We start from the raw sequence: 20,436 nt of genomic DNA on the forward strand, positions 1-20,436 counted from the left end.
TTCGCTAAATCACTCTTTCTAAGAAATAACCACCACACGCATAAAAAAACGGCTTCTACTCTTAATAAAAGCCGTTTTTTTATGAAGTTACAGAAAAATGGATAAACTTATTGACTAAAAGACAGCGCTTCACTTTCTGTTAAATAGCGCCATTGCCCGACCTCAACATCTAATCGAACCTCGCCAATTTGTTCACGATGTAATAACACAACTCGATTCCCTACCGCCGAAAACATGCGCTTTACCTGATGAAACTTTCCTTCGGTGATCGTTAAAAGCACCTCATTCGAAGAAATCACTTCCAGCTTAGCAGGGCGTGTTAAACCTTCTTCGCCTTGTAATTGCACGCCGTTTTTAAATCTAGTCGCAATACTTTCAGCTTGCTCTATCGTTAGCGCTCTAGAAAGTTCCACTCGGTATACTTTGCGACATTGCTTTGTTGGCGACGTAATATTAAATGACCAACGCCCGTCATCAGTAATCAATACCAAACCGGTTGTGTCTGCGTCCAAACGCCCTGCGATATGCAACTCAGACGCTTTATCAACCACTAGATAATTAAGTAGCGATGGATACGCTTCATCGATATTTGAGCAAATGGTTCCGGCTGGTTTATGCATGAGAATATAGCGAAAATCACGTGTTTTTAGCCTAGCCCCATTTAACATAATCGTGTTGTTTTCATGAACCTGAGTCGCTTCATCTCTTGCCATTTCACCATTAACGCTAACCTCACCAAGATGAATATGTTGAATCGCTTCAATTTTGGTTAACTCAGTGCTTTTACAAACAAACTTATCAAGACGCATGATGAACAACATTAAGGGATAAAAGATCACGACATTATCCTTTCTAAACAATATTTTTCAATGCTTCATTGATTTTTGCAACGTTCGAACAACAAGCCACCGCTTTTACGCTATACTGCGCCACATTGCCTTAGGGCAAATCTTATTGCCATCCTTACAACGACCATTACGACAATCTGTCCGAGCCTCATATGCCATTTTCAAAACTAGGATTATCAAAGCCCCTTTTACAAGCTATCAAGGAGCTGGGATACAAAAAACCGACGCCAATCCAGACACAAGCTATTCCTGTCATTCTTGCAGGAAAAGACCTTGTTGCCACATCTCAAACCGGTACTGGTAAAACCGCTGCGTTTGTTCTTCCTCTATTAGAGAAACTCAATAAAGAGCGGACATTAAGAGGCAAACGTATACGCGCACTTATTCTGACACCAACACGTGAATTATCTGTTCAAGTAGAAGCCAATGTTGCCTTGTACAGTAAACATCTAAAACTCACTTCTATGGCCGTCTATGGTGGTGTTGATACCGAGCCACAAAAGCAGCGTTTAATCGAAGGCGTTGATATTTTAGTGGCAACACCCGGTCGACTACTTGATTTAGCACATCAGCGAGCGGTACATTTTGATGAGCTTGAGGTCTTAGTTTTAGATGAAGCTGACAGAATGATAGACATGGGTTTCACCGATGAGCTATACAAAATACTAGATCGCTTACCGCCGCACCGCCAGAATCTATTATTTTCGGCGACAATAACAGACAGTGTTCGCGAACTGGCTTATGATTTTTCTGATAGCAAAGTGAGTGAGCCTGCGACTGAGATCAAGATTTCACCAAGAACCAAAACAGCTCCAAATATCAAGCAATGGTTAATCACAGTCGATAAAGACACAAAATCTGCCTTGCTGAGCCATTTAATTAAAGAGCAAAAATGGGATCAAGCGCTTATTTTTATCGAGAAAAAACACGGTGCAGCCAAGCTTGTTGATCAGCTTGCAAAACGTGGTATTGAAGCAGACTCCATTCATGGTGATAGAAGCCAAGCCATGCGTGAAAAAATCCTAACTGACTTCAAATCCGGCAAACTAAAATATTTGGTCGCCACCGGCGTTGCTGCTCGTGGTATTGATATTGGTGATCTGAGCCGTGTTGTTAACTACGACTTACCCTTCAAGCCTGAAGAATATGTCCATCGTATTGGTCGAACAGGCCGTGCTGGTGCAGCAGGTGAAGCCATTTCTTTTGTTGCAATGGGTGATTTTAAAAACCTATGCGCCATTGAAAGTCGTTTGAAACATATCATTGACCGAGAAGAAATTGACGAATTTCCGGTTAGAAAGACAGTGCCAGTTTCTGTATTGAACTTTATTCGTAAGAGCAAAGCGCCAGAACGCAAAGGCCCATCAAAACCTAGAAGCGGTTCCAAGGCTAAAGACAACGTATCAAAGTCTAAAGACAAAGAGTCTAATAAAACTTCAGGTAAGAAAAACATTTTCTAATAAGGCTTAAAAGAGGCCAGATCTCTTAAACGCCACATTAAATAGTAAAGTGAAAAATGTGCTCTTCTTAAAGGGATCTGGCCCTTTTTAGTGAGCCTTAGTTATCTTACTTAATAGGTTCCCCAACTCTAGATAGTAGAAAAAACCAACACTGAAGGTCATAAAGAACTCATGGATATGTAGATCGCGGAGAAAGGAGGGACTTTTTTATTAAAACCTTCGATGGGAAAAACAAGGCATTTTTTGCCGACAATCCTTTAACGCCTGTTTGGCTATGTTAAAAACAAAATACCCTGGCTGTTCTTGTAAACTGGCTAAGCGAACGCCTAGCGGAGAATACAAAGCACTGTGCCCATAAGTTTGTCTGGTTTCGTTGTGCCAACCACATTGATTAACGCCAAGCACATAACACTGATTCTCAATAGCCCGCGCTGACAATAAAATATCCCAATGCGCCTTTCCCGTCACATAAGTAAACGCGGCAGGGACCAGCAAAACATCTGCCCCTAACTCAGCAAGTGCCCTGTACAATTCCGGAAAGCGCACGTCATAACAAATACTCAGTCCAATGCTAAAGCCGTCAACATCAATGACTTTTGGCGTCAAATCCCCTTTTTCAATAAAATCAGATTCTTTATAAGAAGCCGCTTTATCATCAACCATCACATCAAATAAATGAATCTTGTCATAACGTTCAACTATAAGACCATCAGGTCCAATCACCCAACAGGTTTGCCTAACTCGACCATCAGCAACCACGTCACCATTAGGCGTATAAAGTGAAGGATGCGAACCAACAACAAGATAAATGGCGTGTTTTTTAGCCAATGCTAAAACTTTATCGAACAGTATTTTTTGAGAATCAGACTCTGCTAACCATCGCATGCCTTTTCCATAAAATAGAAAAACATTCTCAGGTAACACAACCAAACGCGCACCGTCACTTACTGCAGAGTCAATAAGCCGTGTCACTTCAGTCAGATTATCTTGCCAACACCGAGTGCTAGTTAGCTGAATAGCCGCAACACAAAGAACCTCTTTCATCTATTTAGACTTCCCTAGCGGATTATAACGAATAGGCGTCATAATAGGTTCATTAAAAGAGCCTTCTACTTTGTACTGCACACTCGTCACCTTTGAAAGTTGGTCACCAATTAGCTTGTCTGTAATGAAAAGCAGCCCTGCTAACTGAGGTGTTCCCCACAACAAACCCGCCAAAGGAAGCGCACCTGTTAAAGGGAACGTTGCTGTAAGTTTTTCATTTAAGGTTTCATTCACAATATTAGCTTCTCCTTCCACAGCGAGTTCTGCGGTAGGAGAAACAATGGAAATAGGAGAAATGGTTTTTAAAATACCTTTGTCTAAAGAAAGCGAGCCACTAAATTTATCGTATGTTAGTCCCGGCTTATAAACATCTGAAAAATCCAATGATAATCTGCGACTAAGCGCTCCAATATTAAAAATCCCTAAGACTTTAAGGAATGCTGGCAGCTCTTCAACCTTTTGGAAGTTGCCATTCTCTGCAGAAAAGGCAATATGTCCCGACACTGACTCACGATCAAAGTAAAAAGGGTGCCCTTTCCAATTGAGTACAACATCAATCTTATATTTTTTTGAAGAAACAAAAGCATCATTCGAAAATTTACGAGTTAACTCGGCAAGATCTTCGCCACCTGTTGCAATAACCAACTCAACACTAGAGTCCTCTTCTTTATCGTGCCAAAACAAACTCCCTTGGAAGCTACCCGTCTTTAATTTTGACGTGATTGGGTCGATTCGAACGCCATCGCCCTCTCTATGAAGTGTTAATTGCCAGTCTCCATAGGGTTTTTGATTAAAATAAAGCTGATCAACAGAAAGCACCATGTTAGGAATTTGTTTTGCTGAAATAGGCGATTCATTCATATTTGGAGAAGCTTCAGCGGTATCTGATGGCGCCGTATTCCAACTCAAAAAGCCAAAATGGAGGTTAGGAATCCCTTCTTTATTTATTAAAGAAAAGTTCATTTCATCGGAACTAACGAAAAGCGATTTACCATTAGCAACATTGTAGTCAACCTTGAAGTTATGCCACGTGTTATCAGCGTTAACAACAACCTCATCAACAATCAAATCGACTCGGCTTAACCACTCAGGAAATTCAGGAATCGATACCCCACTAGAAGGTTTAGATGCATCACCAGATAGGTCGGCAAAAACTGATTGCCAATCTTGGACATAAAAACGTTCAAAATCACCTGTCAGTACCAACCCCTTAGGAATAGATGAGCTCAACACTTGATCTTGAGTACCACTCAAAATAAGCTCACCACCAACAAATTCATTGTCTTGTAGAAAAAATCTCGCTTTAGACAACGACTCATAATCCATATCAACAACAAGATCTTTTTCATGTTGCATCACTTTTATTCGCAATAACCTAGCATCTTGCGCAGCTTTACCCACAGGCTCAGGCAGATCAATGCTAACGCCGATCAAATCACTGTCAACAGTTAGATCTATCTGTCCATCTTGGGCCTGATTAACAAGCAATGTCGCCGTGTAGGCAGGCTGACCAGATACCTTCTTAACGGCTGCTGCAGGTAGCTGACGCCACGCAGCAACCTCACTGACATCAACAACACCTGAAAGGTCACCTACAACCGCAAACCCTCCGCTCTCGGTAACATTCGAAGACAGTTCAAGGCGTGAAGTACCGCCTAAGACTTTTATATCAAAGCCGGAATTAGTAATGCCGTCGTTCGAGCTATAATTTAAACGACCATTTTGAATTTGAGATAAAAGGTCTATTTCTTTTATCAATAACTGATTACCTTTAAAGATTAGCCCTAACTCCACCCTAGGCTCCACTTCTTCTGAAAAAGGAATGCCAATCTCGAAACTGCTTTTCACATCACCTGTCAACTGCCAATTGTCAAAAGGCAGAAGCACCGTATTCGCTAATGGTGTCGCTCTCAATGCGGTCAAAATAGTCGAAGACTTGGCATTAACGCTGCCCTTTAGATTTAACCAATTAGCAGAACCGTCCGAGATGGGAACCGTTAGCAAAAGATTTTTTACTGGCAAATTCAACAAAGAGGCAGATTTTACATTTACAGAAACACCAAATTCATCATATTCAAAAAAGGCATTAACCTTAGTGGCCGATGGCCAATTTTTGTCAAAGGCCACGTCCACATCACTAACCGCCATTTGCACCCTAGCATGAGGCTCTGCATCATCAGTTAATTCGCTTTGTAGCAATACATCGACACTGTCTACCTGTCCTGCTTTAGAGCCTGCAAACGCCTCTTGAATCCAAGACACTAAGTCATCCCCGAGTGCCTTTGGAGGAAGATATGTTAAGCGATCAGAAAGAGGTAAATTTCGCCCATGTAGATCTAATGAAATCCAATCTGGCTCAGTATCGCGAACCTCTAACCGAAACCCACCACTGATACCTGCGCCATTGCGCTGAACAGACAGATCACGTCCACTGACCAAAAAGACATCTTGCTGCTTTTGCCAACTTACATAGCCAGACAACAGCTCAGTACGCCATGACTCGTCATAAACAGTATCAAAACCTATTTCACTGCCTTTTCCACGAAAATCAAGGTAACCATTATCGTCCGATAAACTAAAAACGGCATTGATATTGTTTGCTTTGGGAATACCGTTATAAGCTTGAACTGAGGCTGACTGTAGATTACTTAGAAATTGGAAAGCAAAGACATCACCTTCACGCCACAAACGGACAGTGCCGTTTCTAGCCATCCCATTAGGGTCAAGCCCTGTCAAGATTTTTGCGGCGTTAGATTCTTCAGGTAAAAAATAGGACGTGATTTTATTCGCTAAACCGAGATCAATTTGATTAAAACTCATATTTGAGCGATGAGTAACGGACGACCAGTCAAATGCCAAATCCGAAGCAGGATACTCAGTGCCGCCTTGATCTTTAATGAGCATATTGTGCACATCTATTCTCACACCAGGGCGTTTCTGAGAGTAACGAAGCTTAACCGAAGACGTGGTGCTATAAGTTTTTCCATCAGCAAAGGCGACATTAAACTTTGTTGATTCTGTTTGCACCTCTAACTCTTTACCTACCAAAGCATCCAACCAAATATCACCACCAAACTCAACCGACGATAGCGAATATGAATTACTTGATAGCATTGCATTTAAAGGTAAAGAAACTAATGGTGCTTGAATTGAAGCCTTTACTCGATAGTTACCCAGAAGACTACGAGTCTTGTCAACACGGGCATTTATTTGAAATGGCGATTTGTAATCATCCAAATAAAGCGTTGAGCTCAACAATGATTCAAACGCTTTTTGAAATATATATACATGAGGAATACGTAATGTATGCTCTCCAAATTGGTCGCTATGAACCTCTAATTTGGCATCATATATAGAGAAGTTACGCTGTGCGGACAAATAATCTAATACACGCTCAACACCAACGTCACTGCGGACATCACGCGAAGGCGCGGCGCCGTTTAATCGCCACTGCCCATCACTCTCTTGCAATGCAATCGTTGGACGAACAAAACGAATGTAGGTAAATTGAGGGCTAAAACTAAGGAGGGATTTAACAATATCTAAACGAATCCGCATTTCGTTAATGACTATCGCAGGCTGCCCATTAGAAAATAGTTGAAAGCCGCTAATCGAAACCGTCGGATCAATCCCCTCTAAACGGCCATCAATCTCATCCAAGGTCACAGGATAACCTGTTATTTGCTGCAGATTATGCTCTATCTGAGGACGATAATTATCTAGATAAGGCAGCAGTTTCCCAACACTTACTGCAAATACACCAAGAAAGGCGGTAAAAACGACAGCCCCCCAGAACAAAAAAATGATCAGTTTACGTAATAACCACCTCATTTTAAAACCTATTATCGCTAGCGTAACACAACATCATATTGATCTTGTGTATAGACAGAATCCACTTGAAAACGAATTGTTTTACCAATAAAAGCCTCTAATTCCGCTACAGCCGCTCCCTCTTCATCATGAAAGCGCTCAACAACCGAACTGGCGGCTAATACTGTGTAGGTTTGTGAATCATAAGCACGATCTGCCCTTAAAATCTCTCGAAATACCTCGTAACAAACCGTCTCTGGGGTTTTAACTAAACCGCTCCCACGACAGGACCGACAAGGTTCACACAAGGTCTGTCCGAGACTTTCACGCGTCCTTTTCCTTGTCATTTCTACTAGACCAAGCTCAGAAACACCGGTGATTTTTGTTTTGGCATGATCCGCGTCTAGTATTTTTTCAAGCATCCGCAATACTTGACGCTTGTGTTCTTCATCTTCCATGTCGATAAAATCAATAATGATAATACCACCAAGATTTCTTAATCTTAACTGCCGACCGATGGCCGTCGCCGCTTCAAGATTGGTCTTGTAAATGGTCTCTTCAAGGTTACGACTGCCAACAAAAGCACCTGTGTTAACATCTATGGTGGTCATTGACTCAGTCTGCTCAACCAACAAATAACCTCCAGACTTCAGTTGTACTTTTCGATCAAGCGCCTTATGAATTTCATCTTCAACACTGTATAGATCAAATATAGGACGTTCGCCCGGATAATACTCGATACGATCCTTCAAGTCCGGTATAAAATCTTCAGCAAACGATCTCAGCTTCGCGTAGTTTTCTTTGGAATCAATGCGGATTTTCTCTGTCGTCAGCCCAACCAAATCCCGCATAGTGCGTAAATGCAAGGGAAGGTCTTCATAAATAACTGAAGGGGCTTTAGCGTTTTGCATACGACGTTTGACAGACTGCCAGAGTCGGGTCAAAAACTTAATATCAGAAAGAATTTCTTCTTCTCCCGCTTTTTCCGCTGCTGTCCGCAGGATATAGCCGCTGCTTTCATCTGCGTCTGTTAAAGCTTCGGATACAAGCAACTTAAGACGTTCGCGCTCGACCTCATCCTCTATTCGCTGACTCACTCCTACATGAGCCTGATCCGGCATGTAAACCAAATAACGAGAAGGGATTGAAAGATGTGTTGTTAAACGAGCGCCCTTAGAGCTAATAGGATCTTTAGTAACTTGAACTACGAGAGATTGCCCTTCACGCAAATAATCACCAATTTGATCACTTGGGTTAATTGCATCGCGATCCACCACTTCTGACACATGAATAAAAGCGGCTCTTTCAAGACCAATATCGACAAAGGCAGCTTGCATACCAGGCAACACTCGAACCACTTTACCCTGATAAATATTACCCACAATGCCCTTACGACTTGAGCGTTCGATGTAAACTTCTTGTAACACCCCGTTCTCAACTAGAGCAACACGAATTTCCATGGGAGTAACATTAATGAGTACGTCTTCACTCATGGGACATTTCCTCTAGCGAATGAATTCCAAATTGAGCCAATAGTTGCGCCGTTTCATATAACGGTAAGCCAACAACAGCGGAGTAAGAACCGGAGATAGAGCGAACAAAAATAGCACCCAACCCTTGAACAGCATAAGAACCCGCTTTGTCTTGAGGTTCACCAGTTTTCCAATATTGCTCTATTTCAACATTAGAGATTTTACGAAACAGCACGTCACTGACAACAAGCTTTGTTGCTATATGCTCATGCTGTAAGTTAGAAAAACATAGAGAGGTAATAACTTTATGGGAGCGGCCAGAAAGCAGCCTTAACATAGAGAGAGAGTCTTCAAGTGAAGCGGGTTTTCCTAAAATACGTCCATCAATGACAACACTTGTATCTGAAGCAATAAAAGTAGCCGACATATCGAAGTCGGCTTGCTGTCTATATTTCAGCGCTGCGGCACTAGCCTTCTCTATCGCCATGCGAACAACATAATCCTCCGCATTTTCTTGGTACATCGGTGTTTCATCAATATCGGCAGGCAAAACCTCAAATTCTTTCACCAAGAGGCTCAGTAGTTCTTTTCTTCTTGGCGAAGCTGAAGCCAAAACAAGCATAAACTTTCCCTAAAAAACGACCTAGCGGATAGCGTAAATACGGCGCACACTGCGCAAAATAATAAAAGACCAAGGCCATAACAACCCCGTCATCACAGCCGGCATAAAGATCAATAATGTTGGCTCCGCATGCCCAAGATAATGATCGACCCAAAAATCAACTAATTGATTAATACTAACCAAACAGCATACAAAAAAGCCTTGCTGCCAACGATGGTACATCCTCAATCGCTTATAAAATACAGCACAGGTATAGGCGATAATCACGTACGTGAGAGAATGCTGACCAATTATCCCACCTTGCAATAAATCAACCATCAACCCCAAGAACCAAGCCAAACCAACGCCAACACGAAAAGGTAAAGCAATCACCCAATATAAAATGACCAATAAAGCCCACTCAGGACGAAACCATACAAGCTCTTCAGGAAAAGGCACAGCTTCAAGCATTAAGGCCGTTAACAATGTAATACAAAATACAAAAATCGGTTTCATTATCGCTCAGCCTTGGGCTTATCAATAAGCATAACGTGTCGACTGCGCCCCAGCTGAGCCAAAGGAACTACATCGACATCGGCGTAAGCCTTACCCTGAGTATACTTGACGCTTCGCACAACCCCGACAGGATATCCACTTGGAAAGCGTTTATCTAAGCCCGAAGTTGTTAATATATCGCCTTTTTTAATATCGACAGAACGAGGAACACTCATCAGCTCCATGCGTTTCAAGCTACCCGTTCCGCGTAAAATCCCTCTAAAGCCTGTTCGAGATAGCTGTACAGGAACAAAATGACTAGCATCAGCGATAAGTAATACACGGCTACTGTACGCCGCTGTTTCAACCACCTGACCCAACACGCCCGTTGCATCCAAAACAGGCTGTCCAACGTAAGCTCCAGAAGAAAAACCTTTGTCTATCATTAGTTTATGACTGTAAGCATTCTGATCAAAGCCTATCACTTCTGCCATGACAATTTTTTCGTCAACTCGCTGTGAAGCATCCAGCAATTCACGTAAACGAACGTTTTCAGCTTGAAGGGAATCCAGTCTCTGCTGTCGACTGCGCAAAAGCAATATCTCAGACTGCAAGGACTGGTTTTCACTTACTAACCCCTCTCTGCTGGCAAGATGTTCACCAGCCCAATTAAGCACTTTCTGAGGGGTGTTCACTACGACTTGTATGGGAGTCACAAGCAGGGTCAAATAAGGCCTCACCTGCGAAAAGGTAGAATAACGAACATCAGCAACAATCATCACTATAGACAAAATAACCAGCACAACAAACCGCGTGCTAGAAACTTTGCCACTAAAATGAAGCGAATTATTAATGGTGCGCTCCTAAGCTTTACTCATTATCTGCAGTAAAAAGCTCAGATGCGTGTTTATCCATCAACTCTAACGCCATACCACCGCCTCGAGCAACACAGGTCAACGGATCATCAGCAATAATGACAGGCAAGCCCGTTTCTTCACTGATCAGGCGATCGATTTCACGCAACAAAGCACCGCCGCCAGTTAATACCAATCCAGTCTCGCCTATATCTGCAGCCAATTCTGGAGGCGACTGCTCAAGAACACCTTTAATAGCTTGAACGATTTGAGCAAGCGGTTCTTGCAGCGCTTCTAGGATTTCAGTACTGCTCAAAACGAAAGAACGTGGAATACCTTCAGCTAAATTACGACCACGAACATCGATCTGTAATTCTTCACCTGTATGGTAAGCCATACCGATTTCCGTCTTAATACGTTCCGCGGTAGCATCACCAATCAAACTGCCGTATTGACGACGAACATAGGTCGTAATGGCTTCATCAAAACGGTCACCACCAACACGAATCGATTCTGATGTAACGATACCATTTAACGAAATGATAGCGATCTCGGTTGTACCACCACCAATATCAATCACCATTGAACCTGACGCTTCAGCAACAGGAAGACCAGCGCCAATCGCGGCCGCCATTGGCTCTTCAATGATATAAACTTCACGTGCACCCGCACCCAACGCTGACTCTTTAATAGCACGACGTTCGACTTGGGTAGACTTACAAGGAACACAAACCAAAACTCGTGGGCTTGGTTTCAAAAAGCTGTTCTCGTGTACTTTTGCAATAAAGTACTGCAGCATTTTTTCTGTAACATGAAAATCAGCAATAACGCCGTCTTTCATCGGTCGAATCGCCGTAATATTACCTGGCGTCCGGCCTAACATACGCTTCGCATCAGTACCAACTGACGCTACTGTTTTCTGATTTCCATTATGACGAATGGCTACTACAGACGGCTCATCAAGCACGATTCCGCGGCCACGAACGTAAATAAGGGTATTTGCCGTCCCTAGGTCAATAGACAAATCGCTTGAAAACATTCCCCTGATTTTCTTAAACATGAATTTCTACACCCTGATAATACGATACGAACAGCGTCAAAATGTAACAATCGCTCGCCCAATGGGCAAGTTGATTCCGCGTAAATCTTAAAAAAACTCCCATGATTTTCATTGTTCGCCTAAAAAAAACCAATAAACTAAAAATAAGCCAGTTTTTCACTCAGTTGGCTTTATAGCAATACGGCTACGGGATACAATAAAAGCCATTTACGACAATCAAAAATCAGGTGGAACATGTCCATAGACAAACAAGACGTGCAAAAAATTGCACACTTGGCTCGCCTCGCCCTCACAGAGGAAGACGCCGATCAATATCAACATTCGCTATCCAGCGTATTATCGCTTGTTGAACAAATGCAATCTGTTAATACCGATGGCATTGAACCACTTTCGAATCCGCTTGAAATGACTCAAAGACTAAGAGAAGACAAAGTCACAGAAGAAAACCGCCGTGACGCATTCCTAGCGAACGCACCTCAGACCGAAGCCGGTCTTTTCCTAGTACCGAAAGTGATCGATTAAGAGAACCAAGCATGTTTGAACAAAGCATTTCGACATTAGCGCAAAAATTACGCAACAAAGATATTTCAAGCGTCGAGCTCACTCGCTATTTTCTAGCGCGCATAGCCAAACTTGACCCACAACTAAACAGCTTCATTACCGTGAGCGAGCAGCAAGCACTAGTACAAGCCGCCGCCGCGGATGCTCTTCTACAAAGCGGAAAAGGCACCAGTTTGACAGGCATCCCTGTCGCACACAAAGATCTATTCTGCACAGAAGGTACTCTCACTACATGCGGTTCTAAAATGCTGCATAATTTCATTCCGCCTTATGAGTCAACCGTGACCAGCCGTATTCAGCAAGCTGGCGCCGTCATGTTGGGTAAAACAAACATGGACGAATTTGCCATGGGCTCCTCTAACGAAAACAGCTTTTACGGTGCGGTTAAAAACCCCTGGAACTTAGATATGGTTCCTGGCGGCTCTTCTGGTGGCTCTGCCGCAGCTGTTGCGGCAGGCCTTGTAGTGGCTACTACCGGCACCGACACGGGTGGATCCATTCGCCAACCCGCCTCTTTCTGCGGTATCACAGGACTCAAGCCAACTTATGGTCGTGTTTCTCGTTTCGGAATGGTCGCTTACGCATCCAGCCTTGACCAAGCCGGCCCAATGGCAAAAAGCGCCGAAGACTGTGCGCATTTAATGCAGGCCATAAGCGGTTTTGACGAAAAAGATTCAACGTCTTCTGAAACACCGACAGACGACTATTTGGTCAACATAAATGCACCATTAACAGGCTTGAAAATAGGTTTGCCAAAAGAATATTTCGGAGAAGGTCTCGACTCCAAAGTCGCTGATACCATTATGGTCGCAGTGAAAGAATTCGAAAAACTGGGCGCAACAATAAAAGAAATTTCATTGCCAAACTTACAACTTAGCATACCATCTTACTATGTAATCGCGCCCTCTGAAGCCTCATCAAACCTATCTCGTTTTGATGGCGTTCGATTTGGCCACCGCTGTGACGACCCGAAAGACCTACTGGATATGTACACCCGCTCGCGTGCGGAAGGTTTCGGCACTGAAGTCCAAAAGCGTATCATGGTCGGCACTTACGCCTTATCAGAAGGTTACTACGACGCCTACTACTTAAAAGCGCAAAAAATACGCCGCCTTATCAAAGAAGATTTCGTAAAAGCACTAAACGAAGTCGATGTCATCATGGGCCCTGTTGCGCCAACAACCGCATTTGGACTTGGCAGCAAAACCAACGATCCAGTCGCCATGTACCTAGAAGACATTTACACACTGTCCGTTAACCTTGCCGGTATCCCAGCTATGTCTATACCAGCAGGCTTTGTGAATGGCATGCCGGTCGGCCTTCAAGTAATGGGCAACTACTTCGCCGAAGCCAAGTTGCTTAATATAGCGCATCAGTACCAGCAAAATACTGACTGGCACCTTAAAACACCGACCATGGCAAAAGGAGCATAAGCATGAATTGGGAAGTTGTTATTGGCCTTGAGATTCATACTCAGCTCACCACAAAATCAAAATTATTCTCTGGCGCCGCGGTTGGTTTTGGCGCTGAGCCGAACACTCAAACAACACTGGTTGATTTAGGCATGCCTGGTGCATTGCCCGTTCTAAACAAGGAAGCTTTGCGCATGGCCGTTATGTTCGGCCATGCCGTTAATGCCGAGATAGGCATGACATCGGTTTTTGCGCGTAAAAACTATTTTTACCCAGATCTCCCAAAAGGTTATCAAACCAGCCAAATGGATCACCCTATCGTTGGCATTGGCCACCTTGATGTTATATTGGAAGACGGAACCACTTCTCGTATCGGTATTACGCGAGCCCACCTTGAAGAAGACGCCGGGAAATCCCTTCACGAAGACTTTCAAGGCATGACAGGGATCGACCTAAATCGCTCCAGCACGCCTTTGCTTGAAATTGTCTCTGAACCTGACATTCGATCAGCTAAAGAAGCCGTCGCCTATGTCAAAATGATCCACTCTATTGTGACTTATCTTGGTATTTGTGATGGCAACATGGCGGAAGGCTCAATGCGTTGCGATGTCAATATATCATTGCGACCTAAAGGACAAACTGAATACGGTACGCGTACCGAAATTAAAAACGTCAACTCGTTCCGTTTTATTGAGAAAGCCATTTACACTGAGGTCGAGCGCCAAGCAGACATTTTAGAAGATGGTGGTCGAATTATTCAGGAAACTCGCCTGTACGATCCAGAGAAAAACGAAACTCGTAGCATGAGATCTAAAGAAGACGCTAACGATTATCGCTATTTTCCTTGCCCAGATTTATTGCCCATTGTATTGACGCAAAATTATGTGGATGAAATAAGAGCAAGCTTACCTGAATTGCCAAGCCAAAAAGCGGCGCGATTCCAAAGCGAACACAAGTTGAGCGAGTACGACGCGCATGTCCTTTCGTCTTCACGCGCTATGGCCGATTACTTTGAAAATGCAAATGCCGTCGTGCAAGACCCGAAATTGACCGCAAACTGGGTCATGGGCGAACTAAGCAAATTACTCAACCAAGCACAATTAGATATAGCAAACTCCCCTGTCAGCGCTCATACCTTTGGCGAGCTACTTTTGCGCATCAAAGACAACACAATCAACGGCAAAACAGGCAAAGAAGTTTTCCAAGCTATGTGGGAAGGCGAAGGATCAGCCGACGCTATTATCGAAGCAAAAGGTCTAAAGCAAGTCACAGACACCGGCGCCATCGAAACCATGATCCAAACCATTCTGGATGCAAATACAGCTCAAGTAGAGCAATATCGTGCAGCAGACGAAGACAAACAAAAGAAAATGATCGGCTTCTTTGTTGGACAAGTCATGAAAGCGTCACAAGGCAAAGCTAATCCTGGCCTTGTTAACCCCATTCTCGCAAAAATGCTGAAAGGCTAATTTTGATCTGAAAATCTAGACAAAAAAATACCGCGCCATATGGATAGCGCGGTATTTTTTTGTCATTAATAACCGTATCTACAAGTTAGTGATCCGACACTATCCGATCTCGCCCTAAGCGCTTAGCCTCGTATAAATTATTGTCGGCCACACGAATTAACTCTTCGAATGAATCCTTAGGCTGACAACACATACCCACACTGCAGGTCAGTACAATTTTAGCGTCTGTAAATTCTTTTGAACGCAAACCATCCAAAAAGTCCTCCAACATATTATGTAAATGCAAACCACCCGCATTAGCCACAACACAAAACTCTTCGCCTCCAAAACGACAAGCCAAGACATCTGGAAAGGCGTTACGAATATCTTGCCCTACCGCTTCAAGCAATTCATCACCAATAATATGACCATAGGTATCATTGATACTTTTGAAGTGATCAAGATCCAGCATTGCCACAGACATTTCAGATGAATTATTACTGAAAAGCTGCTCACCCTCATCAAACAAACAACGTCTATTTTTTAACTTTGTGAGTGGGTCAATATTTGCCAAGTCACGTATTGTCTCTAGCATCTCTTGCGCTTCAAGACTATGAACGACACGACAGTGAAACTCTTCATGGTAAAAAGGCTTTTTAAGAAAATCGTTAGCACCCGCTTTTATGAACTTAGCAGATAAAGCGTTATCTCCTTCCGCAGACAACCCAATAATCACCAAATCCTGAAACCGAGCGTTATACCTAAGCATACGAACCAATTCGTAACCATTTACCAACGGCATATTATAATCGGTTATCAACATCCTAATATCGGAGTCTTCTTCCAACTTAGCCAATGCCTCTTGACCATTTTCCGCCTCAATAACATTGAAGCGGTACTGCTCGAGGAGAATACGAATAAAAAGTCGACTAGTAGAAGAGTCCTCAGCAACCAAAACCTTAATTCCTTGGTTTTTACTCAAGCGTTCAACGACTTTAATAACATGATTAAAAGAGTAGCGACTGTCTTTGGTAATGTAATCCAAAACACCTTTATTCAAAAGACTAAGACGTAATGTGTCATCAAAATTACCCGTCAAAACCACACAGGGTATTTTATGAAAAAGCACGAGGTCTACGATTTCACCGTTTTCAGCATCAGGTAAATTAAGATCTACAATAGCGGCAAAATACGTTTCCTCAGTATCACTTAACTTACTTTCTGCTTCTTTATAACAAGAACACAAAACCGGTGTGAAAATAGGGTTTCGAGACAGTAAATGATGAAGAACCTTCAGCACCACAGGACTGTCTTCAACTACCAATATTTTTCGCTCTACTATCATTCGCACAATCCCGTATTGAAAAGCAGCATCGGCGCTTTTTGGAGTATATTTTTTCATTATCCCCTATGACCCGTCATTCTGATACTCTAAAATTGTATCACCCGTGTCATTTTGTAAATGAACAGTACATTTTTTCTGGATTTTATTTACACTAGCGCCTTCAGAATAGGGTCGTTTACTATGCAATGTCGATTTGGCTGTGGTGCTTGCTGCACAGCACCCTCCATTACCTCTCCGATTCCAGGAATGCCCAACGGAAAAATGGCAGGAGAGCCTTGTATACAACTTTTAGACGACTACCGGTGCGCTATTTTTGGAGACGCATCAAGACCTAAGGTTTGCACAGATTTTACCGCCGAAGAATACGCCTGCGGCAACAATAGAGAAGAAGCCATTACTATTTTGACGCTCATGGAAGTCGATACGAGCCCAACACACACTAGCTTATTAAAAAGGAAAGACCAATGACACCAGCAAAAAAACTACTCCCTTTACTTTGTGTCAGTTTATTACTTAGCGCCTGCTCCACATCTAATTCAAACAAGCAGTTTATTGTTATACCGCCAAGTGAATCGCAAATAGAAAGCAGTGTAAAAGACCAAGTGTCTTTAACATTAAACGCATTTACTCCTGTTGCAGGTCAAGCACTTCCCAACCACAGCGTCCTTGAGGTCTACAAGGCACGCGGTTATGACCCGATATGGATACAAGACAAAAAAATTAACATGTCGATATACAAATTAGTCGACATACTTGAGCAGTCTTACACTCATGGCCTTAATCCTATCCATTACCACACCGCCATCATCAAAGAATACTTAGAACTAAAGCAACCAACACCTCAACAACTGGCCGAGATGGATGTCATTACCACCATTGCATTAGCTAGCTACGCTCATGACTTAAGTAATGGCCGCTATGAACCTCAGCTGATTGACCCTAATTGGCAACTGGATGCCCCCAATAACAACTGGAAAGATCTTCTGTACTTTGATTCTGCAACAGATATGGTCAACTCTCTTCCTCTACTTGCACCTCGAAGCCCGCAGTATCAAGTTCTGCAAAAATGGCTAGTGTATTACCAAGATTTGGGCGCAAAAGAAAAAGATATTTTTGTTAATGCTGGCGTTCCTTTATCCGCAGGTGACGAAGGACCTCGTGTCGCACAACTACGAGCTCGACTGGTCCAGCTTGGTGACATCCGCTTTTCAACTCGAAAAGTAAATGAAGAGCAATTTGATTTACGCCTGAAAGAAGCCCTTATTCGCTTTCAACGCCGCCATCACATTATGGCGGATGGCGCAGCAGGCTCAAAAACCATCGAAATGCTTAACACGCCTTTGAAAGTAAGAGCAAAACAAATTGCCTACAACCTAGAAAGATGGCGCTGGCTACCAAGTGAATTAGAAGCCAATCGCATTTGGGTAGACTTAACCAACTACACTGTGGATATGCACCTAAACGGTGAACTCACTTCAATGAAAGCGGTTATAGGTAAACCTGACAGAAAAACACCTGTGTTCAAGGGTTTGATGACTTATATGGTCACCAATCCTACATGGCGCGTACCGCACCGCATTGCCAGAGAGAACTTACTACCTAAGTTACAAGTAGACCCTAACTATCTTGTCAAACATGGCTATAAAGTGTATTCAAGCTGGAGCATTGGAGCTAAAGAACTAGATTCAACCAAAATAAACTGGCAAGACATCAGCGAAGAAAAATTGGCCTTTCGGTTTGAACAAGAACCAGATGAAGGGAACGCCCTAGGCCAATACAAATTCATGTTTCCAAACAAAAACGAAATTTACCTCCATGATACGCCGTCAAAACATCTATTCCGCGAAGAAGATCGAGCGTTTAGTTCAGGTTGCGTACGACTAGAGAATCCAGCTGAATTTGCAAGAGAGATCACCAAAGGCAGCAAACAATTTAATGAAATGACCAAAGCGCTGAAAAACGAAAGCAACACCGTTATTTCTCTACCTACCTACATTCCGGTTTATTTGGTTTATTTCACCGTGGTACCCAATGCTAACGGAATGCTGGAATTCCGCAATGATATCTATGAAAGAGACGCACTTATGGAAGAAGCAATGGGATACGCTGCGTTCCGCGCTAGAGATTCAATTTAACACGCTTTTGCCCTATCCAAAACACACAAAAAAACCTATAAACGCATCAAACGCTTATAGGTTTTTTATTAGAAACTGTTCCCCTAGAAACAGTAAACTGAAGACTACCTAACCATAATACAAACAGTTACTTCTTCGCGGTCATGATACAAATGCTTTACTTGATACTTATAACGCACACCCGCTTTCTTAAGCACCTCTTCTATGGTTTGCATGCACAGAGTCACTTCTTGATAGCGCTTTTTCATCGGTAATTTTAAGTTGAAAATAGCCCTTCTTGTCCACCCATTTGCTAGCCATTTAGCCATCAACTCCGCAACCTTTATTGGGCGTTCGACCATATCGCAGACCAACCAATCAACCGTATAAGGTGGCTCATACTTAAAACCATCCGCCTTCTCGTGCTCCACCAGTCCGGTAGACATGAGTTCTTTTTGCATCGGACCATTATCAATGGCAATAACATGAATGCCTTTTTTAACAAACTGATAGGTCCAACCACCAGGCGCCGCACCCAAATCAACCGCCGTCATACCTTCAATCAGATCCTCTTCAAGCGTTCGCTCTGGAATGAATTGCAGGAACGCCTCTTCTAATTTTAGGGTAGATCGACTTGGGCCTGCGGCTGGAAAACGCAACCGACGGATTCCCATAGGAAACTCACTACGACACGCCGCATAAGACACACCTAGATAAGCTGCTTCACCATCCAGCATAAAGACATGATGTCGTACACCCACTGCTTTATTACGCAACACACCAGATTTCTTCCAACCTTCTCGCAAAGGCTTATCTAATTTTTTAATCAAACTAGACAGTGCTTTCGCTTCATTAGTATCGGCTGTTTCAATCCAAATTTCTTCAGCAAGAGGCAACTGACGAGCGGCTTCTAACAAAGACTCAACTCGCTCTCCTTGCTCCAACTCAATCACATCATTAACCGCAATGATCTGGCGTGCAAAAATAAGACGATTAAAATCTAATTGCTGAATCAGCGTCTCACCCGCATCTTCCTGATCAAAGTTATACACAATGTAACCCGCATCCTGCACCACTTTAGCGTAACCATAAAAACCTTTGCTACTAGCAACTTCCGACAGTTCTGCCGCACAGTCTTTCTCAAAACCTTGACGACAATAAACCAAAACATTTTTCATTAAAATTCCTTCTCAACCAGATTCAACCTCTGCTGAGTCATGTTAATTACTTTCTAGAGGGCCACTTCAATAAAGATTCATCAAATTGAGTTACAACAAAATCAGATAACTCAGACGAAAAGCGCTCCCCAAACGTAGGAAGACAAACATAACGCTTAATTTCACCCCGCCAATCAAACTGCAATACGTAAGCGTGTAAATAACCTCTGTCTGCCTCCTCTCCACCATACCTAAAATCGCCTAAAATAGGCGATCCTAAACTCTTCAATGCAACACGAATCTGATGCGTCTTACCCGTTAAAGGCCTGACTATAAACAGCCGATAGCCTTGAAAAGACGCCGAAAAAAACTGCGTAGTTGCCAAATTCTCACTATCTTGAGAAAGCTTCCACTGCCCCCTCCTACTTGGCTGCATTCCACCAGAAACGGTCCCTTGTTTCTTTTTTGGCTTACGTGCAGACAACGCCAAGTAACGCTTTTCCACTTCATGCTTTTCAAACATTTTGCCAAATACAGCCGCCGCCTTAGCATGACAAGCAACAATCAATAATCCAGAAGTGATTTTATCCAGACGATGTACGGGGAAAAAAGTCTGATCTGGATAAGCCGCCGCCAAGGACTGCATGACGCCCAACCCCTCTGACTCTGCATGGAAACTCATCCCGGCAGGCTTATCAATAATCCAATAGTCATTAGTACGAAATAATATTTGCAGAAACTTGCCTCACCACGAA

At 43.0% G+C, this 20,436-nt stretch carries 17 protein-coding genes; 6 read left to right on the forward strand and 11 right to left on the reverse strand.

Features of this window, described 5'->3' with window-relative positions; all coding sequences use genetic code 11:
• Positions 1–107: 107 nt before the first annotated feature.
• Positions 108–839, reverse strand: coding sequence for a pseudouridine synthase (locus tag MP3633_RS10480; protein WP_342356099.1), 732 nt, complete (start codon positions 837–839; stop codon positions 108–110).
• Positions 840–1,000: 161 nt separating this feature from the next.
• Between MP3633_RS10480 and MP3633_RS10485 the strand changes: the two genes are divergently transcribed.
• A complete protein-coding gene (locus MP3633_RS10485) occupies positions 1,001–2,308 on the forward strand; it encodes a DEAD/DEAH box helicase (protein WP_176335505.1) in 1,308 nt (435 codons plus the stop codon).
• 210 nt (positions 2,309–2,518) lie between these two features.
• Here MP3633_RS10485 and MP3633_RS10490 read toward each other — a convergent pair whose 3' ends face one another.
• The 7 genes from MP3633_RS10490 to MP3633_RS10520 form a co-directional block, all read right to left on the reverse strand.
• Complete coding sequence (locus MP3633_RS10490; protein ID WP_176335506.1) at positions 2,519–3,352, reverse strand: carbon-nitrogen hydrolase family protein; 834 nt, start codon at positions 3,350–3,352, stop codon at positions 2,519–2,521.
• Entirely contained in the window at positions 3,353–7,183 is a 3,831-nt protein-coding gene (locus tag MP3633_RS10495) for a YhdP family protein (protein WP_176335507.1), read from the reverse strand. It abuts the gene before it with no gap.
• Between the two features lie 17 nt (positions 7,184–7,200).
• Entirely contained in the window at positions 7,201–8,655 is a 1,455-nt protein-coding gene (gene rng, locus MP3633_RS10500) for a ribonuclease G (protein WP_112138365.1), read from the reverse strand.
• A complete protein-coding gene (locus MP3633_RS10505) occupies positions 8,648–9,256 on the reverse strand; it encodes a Maf family protein (protein WP_176335508.1) in 609 nt (202 codons plus the stop codon). The genes rng and MP3633_RS10505 overlap by 8 nt, the downstream gene beginning before the upstream one ends.
• A gap of 21 nt (positions 9,257–9,277) precedes the next feature.
• Positions 9,278–9,751, reverse strand: a complete 474-nt coding sequence (gene mreD, locus MP3633_RS10510; RefSeq protein ID WP_176335509.1) for a rod shape-determining protein MreD — start codon at positions 9,749–9,751, stop codon at positions 9,278–9,280.
• A complete protein-coding gene (gene mreC / locus MP3633_RS10515) occupies positions 9,751–10,533 on the reverse strand; it encodes a rod shape-determining protein MreC (protein ID WP_280526376.1) in 783 nt (260 codons plus the stop codon). Before mreC ends, mreD begins: the two co-directional genes overlap by 1 nt.
• A gap of 67 nt (positions 10,534–10,600) precedes the next feature.
• Entirely contained in the window at positions 10,601–11,644 is a 1,044-nt protein-coding gene (locus tag MP3633_RS10520; protein WP_176335510.1) for a rod shape-determining protein, read from the reverse strand.
• 234 nt (positions 11,645–11,878) lie between these two features.
• Here MP3633_RS10520 and gatC point away from each other — a divergent pair, with 234 nt between their 5' ends.
• From gatC to gatB, 3 genes are read left to right on the forward strand one after another with little or no spacing between them, the layout of a single operon-like run.
• Positions 11,879–12,166 (forward strand): Asp-tRNA(Asn)/Glu-tRNA(Gln) amidotransferase subunit GatC, encoded by a 288-nt coding sequence (gene gatC, locus MP3633_RS10525; protein ID WP_112138353.1) that lies wholly within the window; start codon positions 11,879–11,881, stop codon positions 12,164–12,166.
• An 11-nt stretch (positions 12,167–12,177) separates the two neighbouring features.
• Positions 12,178–13,638: an Asp-tRNA(Asn)/Glu-tRNA(Gln) amidotransferase subunit GatA gene (gene gatA / locus MP3633_RS10530; protein ID WP_176335511.1), complete on the forward strand. Its 1,461-nt coding sequence runs from the start codon at positions 12,178–12,180 to the stop codon at positions 13,636–13,638.
• 2 nt (positions 13,639–13,640) lie between these two features.
• A complete protein-coding gene (gene gatB, locus MP3633_RS10535; protein WP_176335512.1) occupies positions 13,641–15,086 on the forward strand; it encodes an Asp-tRNA(Asn)/Glu-tRNA(Gln) amidotransferase subunit GatB in 1,446 nt (481 codons plus the stop codon).
• Between the two features lie 85 nt (positions 15,087–15,171).
• On the opposite strand, the gene MP3633_RS10540 is transcribed toward gatB, so the two are convergent.
• Positions 15,172–16,467: a GGDEF domain-containing response regulator gene (locus MP3633_RS10540; RefSeq protein ID WP_244959586.1), complete on the reverse strand. Its 1,296-nt coding sequence runs from the start codon at positions 16,465–16,467 to the stop codon at positions 15,172–15,174.
• A 123-nt stretch (positions 16,468–16,590) separates the two neighbouring features.
• On the opposite strand from MP3633_RS10540, the gene MP3633_RS10545 reads away from it, so the two are divergent.
• The gene (locus tag MP3633_RS10545) at positions 16,591–16,878 is read left to right on the forward strand and encodes a YkgJ family cysteine cluster protein (protein WP_176335513.1); all 288 of its coding nucleotides are present in this window, start codon (positions 16,591–16,593) and stop codon (positions 16,876–16,878) included.
• A complete protein-coding gene (locus MP3633_RS10550) occupies positions 16,875–18,545 on the forward strand; it encodes a L,D-transpeptidase family protein (protein WP_176335514.1) in 1,671 nt (556 codons plus the stop codon). Before MP3633_RS10545 ends, MP3633_RS10550 begins: the two co-directional genes overlap by 4 nt.
• 104 nt (positions 18,546–18,649) lie before the next feature.
• Here the strand turns inward: MP3633_RS10550 and rlmM are convergent, their stop codons facing one another.
• Positions 18,650–19,702: a 23S rRNA (cytidine(2498)-2'-O)-methyltransferase RlmM gene (gene rlmM / locus MP3633_RS10555; RefSeq protein WP_176335515.1), complete on the reverse strand. Its 1,053-nt coding sequence runs from the start codon at positions 19,700–19,702 to the stop codon at positions 18,650–18,652.
• Positions 19,703–19,748: 46 nt separating this feature from the next.
• A complete protein-coding gene (locus MP3633_RS10560) occupies positions 19,749–20,417 on the reverse strand; it encodes a TIGR01621 family pseudouridine synthase (protein ID WP_176336783.1) in 669 nt (222 codons plus the stop codon).
• Positions 20,418–20,436: the final 19 nt, after the last annotated feature.

The sequence above is a fragment of the Marinomonas primoryensis genome (assembly GCF_013372285.1).
Classification (GTDB): domain Bacteria; phylum Pseudomonadota; class Gammaproteobacteria; order Pseudomonadales; family Marinomonadaceae; genus Marinomonas; species Marinomonas primoryensis.

Coding starts and splice junctions, on each gene's coding strand:
- gatA (WP_176335511.1), top strand. CDS start 12,178: ATGTTTGAACAAAGCATTTCGACATTAGCGCAAAAATTACGCAACAAA.
- gatB (WP_176335512.1), top strand. CDS start 13,641: ATGAATTGGGAAGTTGTTATTGGCCTTGAGATTCATACTCAGCTCACC.
- MP3633_RS10505 (WP_176335508.1), bottom strand. CDS start 9,256: ATGCTTGTTTTGGCTTCAGCTTCGCCAAGAAGAAAAGAACTACTGAGC.
- gatC (WP_112138353.1), top strand. CDS start 11,879: ATGTCCATAGACAAACAAGACGTGCAAAAAATTGCACACTTGGCTCGC.
- MP3633_RS10550 (WP_176335514.1), top strand. CDS start 16,875: ATGACACCAGCAAAAAAACTACTCCCTTTACTTTGTGTCAGTTTATTA.
- MP3633_RS10520 (WP_176335510.1), bottom strand. CDS start 11,644: ATGTTTAAGAAAATCAGGGGAATGTTTTCAAGCGATTTGTCTATTGAC.
- mreD (WP_176335509.1), bottom strand. CDS start 9,751: ATGAAACCGATTTTTGTATTTTGTATTACATTGTTAACGGCCTTAATG.
- MP3633_RS10545 (WP_176335513.1), top strand. CDS start 16,591: ATGCAATGTCGATTTGGCTGTGGTGCTTGCTGCACAGCACCCTCCATT.
- MP3633_RS10490 (WP_176335506.1), bottom strand. CDS start 3,352: ATGAAAGAGGTTCTTTGTGTTGCGGCTATTCAGCTAACTAGCACTCGG.
- rng (WP_112138365.1), bottom strand. CDS start 8,655: ATGAGTGAAGACGTACTCATTAATGTTACTCCCATGGAAATTCGTGTT.
- MP3633_RS10540 (WP_244959586.1), bottom strand. CDS start 16,467: ATGAAAAAATATACTCCAAAAAGCGCCGATGCTGCTTTTCAATACGGG.
- MP3633_RS10495 (WP_176335507.1), bottom strand. CDS start 7,183: ATGAGGTGGTTATTACGTAAACTGATCATTTTTTTGTTCTGGGGGGCT.
- MP3633_RS10485 (WP_176335505.1), top strand. CDS start 1,001: ATGCCATTTTCAAAACTAGGATTATCAAAGCCCCTTTTACAAGCTATC.
- rlmM (WP_176335515.1), bottom strand. CDS start 19,702: ATGAAAAATGTTTTGGTTTATTGTCGTCAAGGTTTTGAGAAAGACTGT.